The sequence below is a fragment of the Paenibacillus sp. FSL M7-1046 genome, assembly GCF_038007405.1.
In the GTDB taxonomy this organism is placed as follows: Bacteria; Bacillota; Bacilli; order Paenibacillales; family Paenibacillaceae; genus Paenibacillus_AQ.
Genome location: NZ_JBBOXB010000001.1, coordinates 5,099,065 through 5,113,247, shown reverse-complemented (window position 1 = coordinate 5,113,247; position 14,183 = coordinate 5,099,065). Strand labels below are relative to the sequence as shown.

General features: G+C 48.7%; 13 protein-coding genes. 2 read left to right on the top strand and 11 right to left on the bottom strand.

The genetic code is table 11. The features are described from left to right. Nucleotides 1–23 precede the first annotated feature (23 nt). Nucleotides 24–950 (bottom strand): methyl-accepting chemotaxis protein, encoded by a 927-nt coding sequence (locus NYE29_RS22565; RefSeq protein WP_256718183.1) that lies wholly within the window; start codon nt 948–950, stop codon nt 24–26. 80 nt (nt 951–1,030) lie between these two features. Next, on the bottom strand, nt 1,031–1,612 hold the full coding sequence (locus tag NYE29_RS22560; protein WP_144024382.1) for an MCP four helix bundle domain-containing protein: 582 nt from the start codon (nt 1,610–1,612) through the stop codon (nt 1,031–1,033). A gap of 286 nt (nt 1,613–1,898) precedes the next feature. On the opposite strand from NYE29_RS22560, the gene NYE29_RS22555 reads away from it, so the two are divergent. Together NYE29_RS22555 and NYE29_RS22550 are read left to right on the top strand one after the other, a co-directional pair. Continuing rightward, on the top strand, nt 1,899–3,236 hold the full coding sequence (locus NYE29_RS22555) for an MFS transporter (protein ID WP_076112397.1): 1,338 nt from the start codon (nt 1,899–1,901) through the stop codon (nt 3,234–3,236). Nucleotides 3,237–3,277: 41 nt separating this feature from the next. Then, a complete protein-coding gene (locus NYE29_RS22550; RefSeq protein ID WP_076112396.1) occupies nt 3,278–4,033 on the top strand; it encodes a PIG-L deacetylase family protein in 756 nt (251 codons plus the stop codon). 80 nt (nt 4,034–4,113) lie between these two features. Here NYE29_RS22550 and NYE29_RS22545 read toward each other — a convergent pair whose 3' ends face one another. From NYE29_RS22545 to NYE29_RS22505, 9 genes are all read right to left on the bottom strand, one after another. Next, nucleotides 4,114–4,986, bottom strand: coding sequence for a tetratricopeptide repeat protein (locus NYE29_RS22545; protein WP_083675768.1), 873 nt, complete (start codon nt 4,984–4,986; stop codon nt 4,114–4,116). Nucleotides 4,987–5,012: 26 nt separating this feature from the next. Further along, nucleotides 5,013–5,972, bottom strand: coding sequence for an ATP-binding protein (locus NYE29_RS22540; protein ID WP_076112394.1), 960 nt, complete (start codon nt 5,970–5,972; stop codon nt 5,013–5,015). Nucleotides 5,973–6,031: 59 nt separating this feature from the next. Beyond that, nucleotides 6,032–6,886, bottom strand: a complete 855-nt coding sequence (locus NYE29_RS22535) for a phosphotransferase (RefSeq protein ID WP_076112393.1) — start codon at nt 6,884–6,886, stop codon at nt 6,032–6,034. A 94-nt stretch (nt 6,887–6,980) separates the two neighbouring features. Next, complete coding sequence (locus tag NYE29_RS22530; protein WP_076112392.1) at nt 6,981–7,805, bottom strand: alpha/beta hydrolase; 825 nt, start codon at nt 7,803–7,805, stop codon at nt 6,981–6,983. A gap of 240 nt (nt 7,806–8,045) precedes the next feature. Further along, nucleotides 8,046–8,888 (bottom strand): GNAT family N-acetyltransferase, encoded by an 843-nt coding sequence (locus NYE29_RS22525; RefSeq protein WP_076112391.1) that lies wholly within the window; start codon nt 8,886–8,888, stop codon nt 8,046–8,048. 1 nt (nt 8,889) lies between these two features. Next, on the bottom strand, nt 8,890–9,879 hold the full coding sequence (locus NYE29_RS22520) for an MBL fold metallo-hydrolase (protein WP_083675766.1): 990 nt from the start codon (nt 9,877–9,879) through the stop codon (nt 8,890–8,892). Nucleotides 9,880–10,026: 147 nt separating this feature from the next. Then, nucleotides 10,027–11,202, bottom strand: a complete 1,176-nt coding sequence (locus NYE29_RS22515) for a sugar ABC transporter permease (RefSeq protein ID WP_038594145.1) — start codon at nt 11,200–11,202, stop codon at nt 10,027–10,029. An 11-nt stretch (nt 11,203–11,213) separates the two neighbouring features. After that, on the bottom strand, nt 11,214–12,734 hold the full coding sequence (locus tag NYE29_RS22510; RefSeq protein WP_076109736.1) for a sugar ABC transporter ATP-binding protein: 1,521 nt from the start codon (nt 12,732–12,734) through the stop codon (nt 11,214–11,216). A 96-nt stretch (nt 12,735–12,830) separates the two neighbouring features. Continuing rightward, nucleotides 12,831–13,934 carry a sugar ABC transporter substrate-binding protein gene (locus tag NYE29_RS22505; protein ID WP_038594151.1) on the bottom strand — a complete coding sequence of 368 codons (1,104 nt, stop codon included), beginning with the start codon at nt 13,932–13,934 and terminating at the stop codon, nt 12,831–12,833. Nucleotides 13,935–14,183 lie beyond the last annotated feature (249 nt).

Sequence of the window (14,183 nt, the reverse complement as noted above, 5' to 3'; positions counted from 1 at the left end):
GTTGTCACCTTCAGTCTGTAAAATTAGTGGGTTTTGAATGCGGCAGCGGAAATGGCCAATTCTTCAGAGAGCTGAGCCAAAGACTGGCAGGTAGCTGCAGTCTCTTCAGAAGCAGCGGCGGACTCCTCACTCGAAGCCGAGATCGCTTCTACCGAACTCATAACCTCAGCAGCCTGTGCAGACTCTTCCTCGCACGCCGCAGCAATTTCATTCACTTTAAGCGCGGAGTTATTCACCATCGCGATAATTTGCTCAAAAGCCTGGCTGGTCATCGAAGATTGCTCCACACTTTCGGACACGGCCCGGACACTCTGCTTCGTATTTTCCTGCATCGCTTTAATAATCTTCGTAATTTCCTTTGTCGCCTCGCTGCTTCGTTCCGCCAGCTTGCGGACCTCATCGGCTACAACGGCAAAGCCGCGGCCCTGCTCTCCGGCACGGGCTGCTTCAATGGCTGCATTCAGCGCAAGCAGGTTCGTTTGCTCGGCGATATCGTCAATGACCTCAATAATATCGCCAATCTTGCTGGAGTCATCCTCCAGCTGAGTCATCTTGTGATTCACAGCCTGCATTCCCTGAAGGGATGTCTCGACCACATATCCGCCTTCACGGGCAGTTCTGACCGTATCATTAGAGAGCTCTGCTGCTTCTTCTGCACTTACAGCCACAGAGTTAATGGCAAGCGACAGTTCTCTGAAGAGTTCAGTGATGTTGGCTGCCGCAGCCGACTGGCTGGTGCTGGTGCTGGAAATTTCCTGTGTGCTTGCAGATATCTCCTCGGAGGAAGCGGCAACACTTTGCGAATTCATCACGATACCATTGATCAAATCCTTTAAGTTGGTCACCATCCGGTTGAGCGCAGACGCCAATTGACCCACTTCATCCTTGGAGGTAACCTCCGCTTGTTGCGTCAAATCTCCGTCAGCCACCGCGGAAGCGAGACTAAGCATCTGCCGTAGAGGTCTAGAGATCGAGCGTGCAATGAAAGTTCCAATAAGGATGCTGATTATGACCGCAGCGACTACCACGGCTATAGTAACAACCAGGAGGTGTTATAGGTTTGTTCCGAACGATGGTTGGTGGCTTCTGCCAAGCTTGCATTGAAAGCAACCAGCTCCGTCAATGTCACTGCAACCTTCTCTGATTGCAGGCTCAGAACTGTTTTATTAAATTCGTTAAATGCCGTAATATCCTTATTCTCTGCGATGGACATGCCCTGCTCATAAAGCGTTAAATAGGATGGGTATTCGATATCGAACGTCCGCAGCAGTTCCTGCTCCTTCGTGGTATTGGCTACCGCACGGAAAGTATCGATCTTTTGTTCGATACTCTCACGGGCTGCAGCAATCTCGGTCTTGATCTTAGCCTTTGCTTCAGCTCCGCTCTCTGTGCTCATATTCCGCAAATATAAACGCATATTCATAAAACTGATCTGTGCTGCGGATAAATCTCTTACGGAAATCAAATTGTTGTTGTACATTTCATTTGTGTTTTTGTTCATCCCCCGCAGCGTCGATATCGAATAGACACCGAATCCCGCCAAAATCACAGCGACTAGCAGAAAAGCTGAGATGATTTTCTTTGCTGTTTTCATGTTACTGAACCACTTCATGAGTACTCCCCCTGGATACGATCTTTGTGTGTGTCCGGTGTTTAGCTGTGCAATTACGCAATCTCCCCAGCACGCCTCCCGGACAGCATAGATATATTTCGACAAATTTCGTCGATTTCTGAATAGTTTATTTTTGCATTGCCAAAAAAAAATCTAAAAATCCATACGCTTTGCTTCAATTACGAAATATCCGGAATCGTTATTTGCGCAAACATTATTACAATATACATATCCAACCAGTTACACTGCAATCATCTTTAACTTCAGCGGAAATGAGGGAGGTCTCATGGGAACGAAGGTACCCTTCAAAGAAAAGATTTTTTTCTCCGGGGGATTGCTGGGCCAGAATATTCTATACAGCTTTATGTCGATGTACATTTTGTTCTTTTACACCGATTTATTGGGTATACCTGCTACCACGGCCAGTCTAATTCTGGTGGTAGCCAGCATAGTCGATGCCTGTCTTGATCCGGTAATGGGGATGATTACAGACAAGACCCGCACAAAATGGGGGAAATTCAGACCCTATCTGCTGTTCGCCCCGTTCCTTATCGCGGCTACTACGGTTCTGTGTTTCTGGGATTTCGGAGGTTCCCCTACACTGACGTTAGTAATCGCCTCTATCTCCTATCTGTTATGGGGTATGTTGTATACCGTATGTGATACGCCGCTCTGGGCATTATCCTCTGTAATCTCCAAAGACCCCGATGAACGGACGCTGGTAGTTACCTTAGGGAAAATTGGCGGTACCCTCGGAGCCGTAGCCGTTACCATTGGTGGCATCCAGCTGCTGCTCGCCTTCGGCGGCGAAAGAAACACGGATGCTTACCTCTATTCCGCAATCCTCGTAGCCGCTATTGCGGCGGTCTCTATTTTTCTCACTGGATTAACCTCCAAAGAAAGAGTAACCCCTTCGCCCGACAAGATTTCCTTTAAGACAAATCTGCAGACGATTTACAAAAATAAGCCTTTGCTGGCCCTGCTCGCCTCACTGCTGATTATCAATTTGATTAACGGCATCAGGCAGAGCATTCAATTGTATTATGTGATTTATGTCTGGGGGGATGCGGTGTATGTCACTCAGGTGGGGATCAGTCTCGTTGTGGGGATGCTGCTGGGAATGGTAGCCACTCCGAAATTGCTGAGGTTGTTTTCCAAGAAAAAGGTGTTTATCGCCTCTTGCCTTCTGGGCAGCTTATCCTGTGTTATTCCCTATCTGTTTGGGGACGAGAATAGGATGTTTGCACTTGTCTTCTTCGGGATCAGCTTCTTTTTTTCAGGGATGACCATTATTGTGAGCACATCCATGCTGCTGGATACGATTGACTATTCCGAATGGAAGCTGGGCTTCCGGGGGGAGGGTATTGTTTTTTCAACGAATACATTCATCACTAAATTTAGCGGAGCTGTCTCCAGAATCATCATCGGTACAAGCCTTGGGTTCTTGAACTATGTTGAGAACCAGCCGGTAACCCCGGGTCTACAGCATGGGCTCAGCTTTGTGATGTTCATCCTGCCGGCGCTTTGTTTTGTCGCTGCCATTATCCCTATCCTGTTCTATAATATTAGCGACAAGCAAAGAGATCGTATATTGTCCGATTTGGAAATTTCCCGAGCCTTATAATCGTCTGAAGCTCGTACATTATGAATAAGGAGTGAATGGATATGGATTCATCTGCATTGCATACCCTTATGGCCCCTCCTGAACTCACGGGATGCCGCAAAATATTATGTGTACAACCCCATCCGGACGACAATGAAGTCGGAATGGGCGGCATTATTGCCAGCTTCGCGGAAAAAGGCTGCGAAATCCACTACCTGACCGTAACGAATGGTGACCTGGGGGCAGAAGATGAACAGCTGTCGCATGAAGAGATTGCCAAGATCCGAAGAGTTGAGCTGGAGGCAGCGGGGAGAATGCTGGGCGCTACGGAGTTTCATCAGCTGCAGCATGGTGATGGCACACTGGATCATGTGCCTTCATTGGCCGGAGAAATTGCCGAAATCATTCGAACCGTACAACCTGACGCCCTCTTCTGCCCCGATCCGTGGCTGGCCTATGAAGCACATCACGATCATATCGTTGTTGGCAAGGCAACGGCACAGGCCTTTCTCTTAGCAGGACTTGCCCGTTATCCCAAAGGCACCTCAACCAAACCGTGGCAGCCGCAGGCCATCGGGTTTTATTTCTCGTCAGAGCCGAATACGGTCATTGATATCACCGGAACTTTCGAGCAGAAATTTGCTGCAATGGCCCAGCACCGCAGCCAGTTCAGTGATGAATTACTGGCCCTGTACCGGCTCTACTTTGCAGAGAAAGGCCGGCAGTTGGCCCGGGATAATGATTTCGAAATGGGGGAAGGGCTGAAGGTGTTGTCTCCGCTGCACATGCATTGCTTCGTAGATGCGAAACGGATCTGAGGTCAGGAGGGTTCAGCACGGTAAATGTAAAAAGACACCAACGAAACGCTGGTGTCTTTTTACATTCCGGCTCAAGACTATCACATGCCCCTTCGTCTCCAGCCAAACACTTGCACATGTACAATGGCTTTGGTTACCCAGTGCGTCAGTACATACAATAGGATAAACAGCAGCACGAACGGCCTGAACAAAATCCATATAATGAACCAGGCCATAATGATCTGCCACCGCTTCATTCTGCGCACCAGCCGGGTAGGCCATAAAAAAATCCGTAACAGCTTGTGCTGCTGCTGGAGCGCCTCCAGAAATTCGCTCTGAATCTGCTTATCGTCAGGGCTTAGGCGTACCGCATTTTTCATGTATGTTTCTTTAAGCTTGTAATCCCCGCGGTCGCCCGCCGCCCATCCCAAATATAACATCACATATGGCATTTCGGCTCCATATTGAACCGCTTGACGGTCAAGTTCGGCTGACTCTTTCATATTGCCCAGCAGTGCCTCTGTATAGCTTAATGTAGCCAAATATAGCGGACTCTCCGGTCTTAGTTCCAATGCAAGCCGCAAAAGCTCCCTCGACTCTTTGTATTTCTGCTTCTTGTTTAGAAGATTAGCCTTCAGAAAAAAATAATGAGCTTCATAAGGATCAATCCGCATCGCTTCCTGCAGATTCTCATTCAGCGCTTTCTCGTTGTCCGTTTCGTAGTAGACACTGACGCGTACATACCAGGCCAACGTCTGCTCCGGTTCCCGGATCAGTGCCTCGTTCGCCCAATACAGCGCCTTTTCATAATTATCCATGAGATTATAAATATGGGCAATCAGTGCAAAAACATCCGGATCCTCCGGCTCTTCCCGCAGCGCCTGCTCTGCTTCTGTCAGAGCTTCCTTGTAACGTTTCCACTCGATGAGCTGATGTACCGCTTGAAGGGTATTTTGCTTAAATTGATTCTCCACTGTCAGCGCCTCCGTCACTCATCCCGCTATTTAATTCCGTGTTTCTTGGCATAGTCCAATACGATCTGGTAGTCCCGGTTGACATCGCTGAAGGTCGCATAATTCTTCGCGGTTGAGAACCATTCCAGTGTCGTGGCCTTCCGGGACTTCGCTGCTTTCTTCAGATCATCATTTGTAATCGGCTGGATCTCTCCGGTCTCAAAGGTGCGCTCCATCGCAGATTCTATGGCATCGCTCACCACCTGCTCCAGATCGGCACCCGAGAAGAACTTTGTATCTGCTGCAATCTTGGGCAGATTCAAGGCTTGAGCAGGTTTTCCGGCCATCTTCAGGCCCAGAATAGTCTCACGTTCGGACTCCTCCGGCGGCGGGACAAACACCAGGTGGTTGAAGCGGCCTGGACGCCGCAGTGCGGAATCGAGATACCAGGGTGTATTGGTGGCACCGATGACAAACACATTCTCATTCTCGGCTTGCAGACCATCCAGCTCCAGCAACAGCTGATTCACCAGCATCCGGTCATGATGCTGGCGCATCTGATGGCGGCTGCCGCCCATCGCGTCCAATTCGTCGATGAAGATGACGCATGGTTTGTTCTCTCTGGCTTTCTCAAAAATATTATGCAGGTTGTTCTCACTTTGGCCCACATACATCGCCAGGATGGCCTGCAGCTCGATATGCATAAAATTCGCTTCAATCTCACCGGCTACCGCCCTTGCCAGAAAGGTTTTGCCGCAGCCCGGAGGCCCGAACAGCAGCAGGCTGCCGCCCGCTTCTTTGCCGTAAGCTTTGAACAGCTCCGGCTGCTTCAGCGGCAGAATAAAGTTCATCCGGATCTTCTTCTTCACTTCTTCCAGACCGCCTACATCGGCGAAGGTTTCCTTAGGTTTCTCTGACTCGATAAGCGTTTGATCCTCTTTACTGAATTGAATGAGTTTCAGCCGCTTGCGCCTCTGTTCCATAAGCTCATCATGATCATCAGACATTCATCTCTCACCCCTATGGTTAATGTGATAAGTTTACCATATTTTAATAGGATTTGTTGTTACACCAGATGTGTTCTCCAGTGCTCCCAAGCGGTCAAATAGTCCTTCAAGTCATGCGGATGGACTCTGGCACAGATGCCAATCCGGCAATACAGCTGGAAGACTACCTCTTCTATCAATCTGGAATGTCTTATTGCCTCCTGCTTGAGCTGGTCAAACGCCTTAAACAAGGTGACCCTATTCAAGTCATCCGGTGAGGAACAGAAAGCATAAGTGAAGTCATAGATGAGTGGTCCAACCATCGGCGAAGGGTCAATGACGCCCACCAGGCTGTGATCCTGAAATACAAAATTATGAACACCTGTATCGCCATGCAGAAGATACTTGTCCTCCGCGCCGGAGATTCTGCCGGACAAGGCTTGTATTTTATCATAATCCTCCGCAGGCAATATGTCCCCCACATTGGAGCGTGCCTCTTCTAAACTGATTCTATTGAACTCAGCCCATGAATCCCGCGGCATTTCCAGGCGGCCCCATTGTGGTGCAGATGAGGTTTCATAATGGTTCAGAAGACCGGTTACAATGCCTGTCAGCCAATCTATCTTGGCACCGCGTTTATAATGAGTTGTACCCGCAGTATAGGTATACAGAATGAAGTTCCCGTACGGATCGGTATACAGCAGTTTTGGCAGCAGTGAACTCCCGGGATACGTTGCCAGCAGCAGTTCGGCGCAGGAAATGCTCTGCGGCCTGTCTACCTTCAGCACATATTTCGCTTCCTTATTAACAGTGAGAATGTAAACGAGACCGTCGGTTGTTCCTTTCATTTCCTCGTTGACTTGACTGTTCTGTTCAATCACTCCCAGGTCCTGAAGTGTATCAACAATCGCCTGGATATCAGGTCGCAATGTCATTCTAATCCGCCTCCAAATTTATACGTATTCTCTATTATAGGGACGGGTGATCCACAAGAGATAGGTATAGTTTGGATCTATTCAGACTTTGCACTTATTGGGCTTCTTCTTGCGATTCCAGAGCGAATCTCAGCAGACGGCTGAGAGCTGCGGGCAGTACCGTGACATGGCCCTCTTGCGGGAATTTGGCCAGGCTGACCTGCAAACCTTCTGCAGCAAGCGGGGCGAGCAGAACCGGCAGCTTCTCGGCATCCTCGACCATGTGATCCAGCTCTTCTGCGCCAATGGTGATCAGCAGTTTCCGCTGGAGTTTCAGCCCAGGGTACATGACGGAGAACCGCTTCTGCTCAAGCAGCAGGGAATAATCGCCCCACCAGACCGAAGGGCTGCCTGCTGCGTAATGGGTGAACAGTTGCGGCCGTGTGAACAGGGCATGCAGGACGAGCAGGCCGCCCAGCGAATGTCCGAACAGTGACTGGCGCTGGCTATCCACAGGAAACAGTCCGGAGATCATAGGCATGATCTCGTTCTGCAGCAAATCGAGGAAGCTGTCCGCGCCTCCATGTTCAGGCCATTCACTGCCGTCTGGCCGCTTCGGCAGTGATTCTAACTCCGCAGGCATCGTGAAATCATAGCAACGACGGGTCATGTCAAAGGGTTCACTGGAGGGATAGCCGATGGCTACAATCACAACAGGATCATAGCCATGCGGCTTGCGTGTCTGCAAGCGCGCGGACTCTGCCAGCGTATGAAATACGGCATTCCCGTCAAGTGCGTAGATGACCGGGTAGCCCTCCGGCGGCGCTTCCCCGGAAGGATGCGAGACAAGGATCCGGTACTCCAGCCTCCGCTCACCTGCGTAGAGGACATGCTCCTCACAACCGCGGTGCGGATAACTCCGTTCAAGTTCTTTACTCATTACACTTCCTCCTAATGATAACCATTCTCATTATTGGAGATTATAAAGGATACACGCCCGGGTATCCATGGACTCTATCCTGCTCCGGGCTTGGACAATGTGCTGAAAGCATCAATAACCGCTCTTCCAGCATCCGGTCAATCGCTACGGCCGATTATTCAAAATGCGTTCAACAAAAAGAGACACTACAATGTGTCTCTTTAGGAAATGATTGCCGCTTATACGCCTGCCCTTATAGGATTACACAGCCAGCCGGTAATATGGCAGAGTAACCGTCGGCCTAAAACCAAGCTTTTGCGCCAAATAATATGAACCTTGATTTTCCAAACGACAAGCCCATACCGGCTCCAGATTATGCTCCAGACAATAATCGATCAGTGCTGAGCATACAGCAAGTGCGCAGCCTTTTCCGCGATGATTCTCCGCCGTTTCGATTCCGATCTCCAGCTGACCCGCAGTGCGGCAAGACGCAAAAGAGGTAGCAGCAGCTTCTCCGTCTGAAACTAAAGTATAGCCTATCCCTTCGGCAGCAAAATGCTCCTCATCCCGCCAAAAAAACCGGGGAACGACCGCTCCGCTCTGAGCCAGGAACTGTTCTTTGGTCGTACGCATGATAATGCCGTCAGGTCGCGGAAGCTGCGCCTTGGCATCCATGTAAGCTTCTCGGTTGAAGCAGAAGTTCACTCTTGTATTCCGCTCAATGGCCCGGGAATGATTCTCCATGGATGAAATTCCGCTGTTTATCAGAGAGCTGTTATGAATAGATAAAATAGAATCAAGGATAGGGGTCCACTCTGCTGCCGGATCACTTTGCAGCCACTCCGCACTCTGTCTCCCCCCTGCTTGATTAGTCATATAATCATGAAGCCCCCGTGTAAATGCCTCGTTGCCGGCCTCTCCAAACAATAAGGACATGCCATAGGAATGCACCACATAGAAGGCACGGGGATTGTGCACAGCATCTACATAAACGCTGCCGGGAACAAGGTGCTCAAGCACTGCCCGTGCAAACATTGTGTTAATATTCACATGATCGAGCAGCGGCAAGCCTTTGAAATAATCCTTGCTTTCAAGTTGTAACATGTTATCCTCTCTCTTCTTTGAGTAGTAAATTAAAAAGCCAGCGGAAATTCCATTCATATACATGGGACATCATCCAATGATCATACGGTGCCGGTATCCCCTTCTCCAGCCAGCGATCTGCGGATTCTCCACTCTGGGCAGCGTTCTCCGTGTAAGCCTGGATATCAGTAAGGTAACTTATCATCTCTGCAATACTTTCCCTGCCGGTGACCCCGCCATGCCCGGGAATAACCAGATTGACATCAATCTCGCGCTCAATCCGTTCCAGAATTTCAATCCAGGCAACCGGAAAGCCGCTCAACATCGCCGGGTGGGAGTGGCTTAAGATAAGATCACCGGCAATCAACACCTTGGCGTCTTCGATATACACCATCGCATCGCTTTCCGTATGCCCGCCGCCATAGGTGAGCAGAGTAATCGAACGGGCCGAGCCGTGAATAATCAGTTGCTGCGAGAAAGTAACGGATGCTGTCACTCTATGGATCATAGGCGTTGCCGCCAGCAGCACAGCCTTGTCGGCAATTTCATAACCAAGCGCTTCGCTGAGCCGGGGATCTGCTGCAGCCTTTTTCCCTTGTTCCAGCATTTCGATTTGATTTCGCAGGCCGCTCTGCCAAGTATTCAGATCTGGAGCCCCACCTTGATTCAGCACCTCACGTGTAAGCACTGTGGAGATAATGATGCTGCCGGCAAACACCTGATTGCCATAATGATGATCTCCATGATAATGGGTATTGACTATGTATTTCACTGGCTTACCCGTAAGCAGCTCTGCCTCAGAACGTAGGAACTCGGCTGCCTGCGGAAGACTGAAGGTGTCTACAACTACTGTTACATCACCCAGATCTATAATCGACGCGTTCCCCAAAGCTCCACTTCCGGGAATAACGATAGCGGCCCAGACACCCTCCGACACCTGCTGCAATGTAAAATAAGGATTCGTATGCTTTACCTCCTCTATATCTACCTTATAATGGTGCGAATCTCTCATGCCTTTCTTCAGTGAGCGATCACAGATTTATCAGACATTATACTATATTATGGGAAGCTTGGAGTAATCATTTATTAGTAAAAAAAGCGGCGGAGTGCCTCTTAGCACTCCGCCGCTTTTTTAACCAGTGAGTTCTGTCTTGAAGAACTATGCTCTTTGCTTGCGTGTCATTACATCAAAGATTACAGCTGCGGCCAGCACGCCGCCACGGATCATGTACTGATAGGAAATACCAACGCCTAGCAGGTTCATGCCGCTGGAAAGTGAAGCCATAACGACCGCACCGATAATGGAACCGGTAACCTTACCTACCCCGCCGGCAGCGGATACGCCGCCAACATAAGCAGCCGCAATGGCATCCAGTTCAAACAGCGTTCCTGCTGTGGTAGTCGCCGACTGCAGGCGGGAAGTGAACAGAATCCCCGACAGTGCAGACAAGAGTCCCATGGAGCAAAATACAATATACGTAATTTTCTTAACGCTGATCCCGCTTAGATTCGCGGCTTCCGGGTTGCTTCCGACTGCGTAGATATGACGCCCGATTACAGTGGAGGTCGTCAGAATGTGATAGATGACAACGACGATCATCACGATGACTACTGTCCACGAGAAGCCGTTGTAACCTGCGAGAATCCAAGTAATGTAAGCAATGATGGCGGACACGAAGACCAGCTTGACGGTAAACATGCCGTTTGACAATACTTCGAAGTTGTATTTGAGCTTATTGTTCCGTTTGGAGAATTCAAAATAAATGAACAGGACGATAATGAGTGCGCCGATAATCAGCGACAGCAGATTCAAATTGCCAACCTTGGCGATGGCCGGGATAAAACCATTGCCGATCGCGTTGAAATGCTCATCCTTCACGATGATGGTTCCTGTCTTCTCCGTGACACGGAGCAGTGCACCTCTGAAAATCAGCATCGCTGCCAGAGAAGCCACAAAAGAAGGAATACCCATCTGTGCAACCAGGAAACCGTTAAAGAGTCCAACAATAATCCCCATGATCAAAATAAGCGGAATGGTGAAATAGACCGGAACTCCTGCCTGCGTTAAGAAGATGGCGGCAATTGCCCCCAGGAACCCGGCTGCAAAACCGACGGATAAATCGATATGCCGGATCACAATGACCAGTGTCATTCCGACAGCCAGAACAGCAATGTAGCCAGTGGCATCAATCAAGTTGCTTATATTCCGCGAAGACATAAACAGTCCATCCGTCATGATCGAAAAAGTCAGCATAATGACGAATAAAGCAATGTACATCCCATAATCCCGGATATTAACCTTGATCAATGATTTCGCTTCGTTAAATAATTTCACGGGTCTTCCTCCTATTGCGTAGCAAGTTTCATTATTTTTTCTTGATCTGCGTCCTTTGCGGACAGCTCGCCTTTGATTTTGCCCTCGGCCATGACATACACGCGGTCACTCATTCCAAGCACTTCAGGCAGCTCCGAGGAAATCATGATGATGCTCATACCCTCGCTGATCAGCTTGTTCATAATCGTATAAATTTCAAATTTCGCTCCGACGTCAATGCCGCGTGTAGGTTCGTCCAGAATGAGCAGGGTCGGTCCTACAAACAGCCATTTGCCAAGGGAAACTTTCTGCTGGTTGCCGCCGCTTAAATTACCGACCAGCTGTTCAACAGACGGGGCTTTGATATTCATGGATTTTTTGTATTCGTTCGAAATCTTCACTTCTTCATTGGTGTTGATCATTCCCTGCGAAGAAATGGCCTCAAGATTAGAGACTGAAATATTTTGCTTGATATCCTGAATCAAAAATAAGCCGTCGCCTTTCCGGTCTTCCGTCACATAGGCGATTCCCGCATTGATTGCGTCTTTGGTGTTCTTAAATACTTTTTTGGCGCCGTTCATATATAAGTCGCCATGTATTTTATAGGATTTCGGATTGCCGAAGATGCTTTGTGCCAATTCCGTCCGGCCTGAGCCCATCAGACCGGCGATGCCGACAATCTCGCCCTTTTTCACGTGGATGTTCACATCCTTGACCACATCCCGGCCCAGCTTGGGGTCAAATGCCGTCCAGTTCTTGACCTCCAGCACATCATTTCCGAAATGCTCAGTATTCCGTTTAGGGTAGATATCATCGATGTCACGGCCGACCATGTTCTTGATAATTACACTTTCTGATATTTCATTCTTGGCAGCATCAAGCGTGCATATCGTCCGTCCATCGCGAAGTACGGTGACATGATCCGCTATAGCAATAACTTCCTTCAATTTATGGGAGATCATGATGCTGGTAATTCCTTGTTTCTTCAGTTCTCTCAGCAGTTCCAGCAAGTTCTCACTGTCATCTTCATTAAGTGCGGCTGTTGGTTCATCGAGAATAAGCAGCTTCACATCCTTGCTGAGCGCCTTGGCGATTTCAACCAGCTGCTGCTTGCCGACACCCAAATCCTTAATCAGCACTTCAGGATTGACGTTAAGATTCACTTTCTTCAGCATTTCCTTCGCTTTGACAATCGTCTGATTCCAATCAACGATTGCGCCTTTCTTCACTTCGTTCCCGGCAAAAATATTCTCATATACGGTCAGATCCGGAAACAGGGCTAACTCCTGATAAATAATTGCGATCCCGGTTCTGACGCTGTCGCTAATTCTGCCAAAGCTCTGCACGTTGCCTTCAAAGACAATATCCCCTGAATATGTTCCATGCGGATACACCCCGCTAAGCACCTTCATGAGTGTGGACTTGCCGGCACCGTTCTCGCCGACCAGACAGTGAATCTCGCCTTTGCTAACTTTGAAATTGACATTCGAGAGCGCCTTTACGCCGGTGAATTCCTTGGAAATATTGTTCATTTCTAAAATATATGGATTCATAATTAGCTTGTGCTCCTTCACAAAACAAGTCTTAGAATAGAGGAATAGTGATAGATGTATCTATCACTACTCCGTCTAAACTATGTTCAGGTGCGTTTACAGTCCCGTGAACTCGCTGGCTTCGTAATATTTGGAATCAATGAGTGCTGCTTTGACATTGTCCTTGTCAACGACTTGAACATCGGTTTGCTTCGCTTGTACTTCAATCTTGCCGTTATCGTAGGAGCCGGTTGTTTCAGGCGTTTTGCCGTCGAGAATGGAAACCCCCATGTTGATTGCATCTTTAACGAGGTTGCGGACATCCTTGAACACGGTCATTGATTGTTTGCCGTCAATGACGTATTGGATGGAAGCCTTCTCAGCATCCTGGCCGGAAATGATGAAGCTGGTCACTGCGGAATCCGAAGCGAATACGTCAGCAATGGAACGGGCTGTGCCGTCATTTGGAGCAAGGATGGCCACATCGCCCTTTTGATCAGCGCTTGCAGCGGTCAAGTGAGTTTGTGCTTTGTTCTTAGCTTCGTTGGCATCCCAGTTTGTGGTCACCTGGCTGATGATTTTACTGCGTTCCTCACGGGTCAGCTCTGCTTTATCCTTCAGAGCAACAGCTTCACTGGAGTTGGCGATGGTGAATGTGCCGTCAGAAATCTTCGGCTGAAGCACAGACCAAGCGCCTTCGAAGAACAGAAATGCGTTGTTATCCGAAGCTGCACCCGCGTACAAATACAATGGCTGGCCTTTGCCTTTGGCATGATCCACCAGGTATTGGGCTTGTGCTTTACCTACTGCGATGCTGTCAAAAGTTACATAGTAGTTAACGGCATCCGTGTTGTTAATCAAGCGGTCATAGGCGATAACCTTGATGCCTGCTTTTTGAGCGGCCTCAGCTGCTGCAGCGGCGGCATCACCGTCTTGCGGACAAATGATCAGGACTTTAATGTCTTTTGCAATCAAGGCTTCTACGTTTTCTTTTTCTTTAGCAGAAGAACCTTGGCTGAACAGGATCTCCGAGGTATATTTGGTGTCTTTCAGCGCATCCTTGAATCTTTGCTCATCCTGCACCCATCTCGGCTCATCCTTAGTCGGCAGCACGATGCCTACATCCACCTTACCGCCTGCACCGTTACCGCAAGCGGATACCAGCACTGCAAGCATCATGGCTACAAGCAATAATGGTATCGCTCTCAAAGACTTTTTCATTCTAAAAAACCCCTCCCTATATTTGGCTGCTGCTGTTCTTTCATCCTGATGTTATCATTTGAGCTATCCACCCGGAATAGAAAATTCTCCTTTGTTTCTTGAATATCCTCACATCACGGTCCAGCAAATTATTTTCATCATAAAATACTGCACATGGCTATTTATTATAGGAAAGGTTTGATACAATTCTATTGACTTGTTAATGGCATAACATTAGCTTTCTCACATAATAGATTGACCTGAAAGGAA

Coding starts and splice junctions, on each gene's coding strand:
- NYE29_RS22565 (WP_256718183.1), bottom strand. CDS start 950: ATGCTTAGTCTCGCTTCCGCGGTGGCTGACGGAGATTTGACGCAACAA.
- NYE29_RS22560 (WP_144024382.1), bottom strand. CDS start 1,612: ATGAAGTGGTTCAGTAACATGAAAACAGCAAAGAAAATCATCTCAGCT.
- NYE29_RS22555 (WP_076112397.1), top strand. CDS start 1,899: ATGGGAACGAAGGTACCCTTCAAAGAAAAGATTTTTTTCTCCGGGGGA.
- NYE29_RS22550 (WP_076112396.1), top strand. CDS start 3,278: ATGGATTCATCTGCATTGCATACCCTTATGGCCCCTCCTGAACTCACG.
- NYE29_RS22540 (WP_076112394.1), bottom strand. CDS start 5,972: ATGTCTGATGATCATGATGAGCTTATGGAACAGAGGCGCAAGCGGCTG.
- NYE29_RS22535 (WP_076112393.1), bottom strand. CDS start 6,886: ATGACATTGCGACCTGATATCCAGGCGATTGTTGATACACTTCAGGAC.
- NYE29_RS22530 (WP_076112392.1), bottom strand. CDS start 7,805: ATGAGTAAAGAACTTGAACGGAGTTATCCGCACCGCGGTTGTGAGGAG.
- NYE29_RS22525 (WP_076112391.1), bottom strand. CDS start 8,888: ATGTTACAACTTGAAAGCAAGGATTATTTCAAAGGCTTGCCGCTGCTC.
- NYE29_RS22520 (WP_083675766.1), bottom strand. CDS start 9,879: ATGAGAGATTCGCACCATTATAAGGTAGATATAGAGGAGGTAAAGCAT.
- NYE29_RS22510 (WP_076109736.1), bottom strand. CDS start 12,734: ATGAATCCATATATTTTAGAAATGAACAATATTTCCAAGGAATTCACC.
- NYE29_RS22505 (WP_038594151.1), bottom strand. CDS start 13,934: ATGAAAAAGTCTTTGAGAGCGATACCATTATTGCTTGTAGCCATGATG.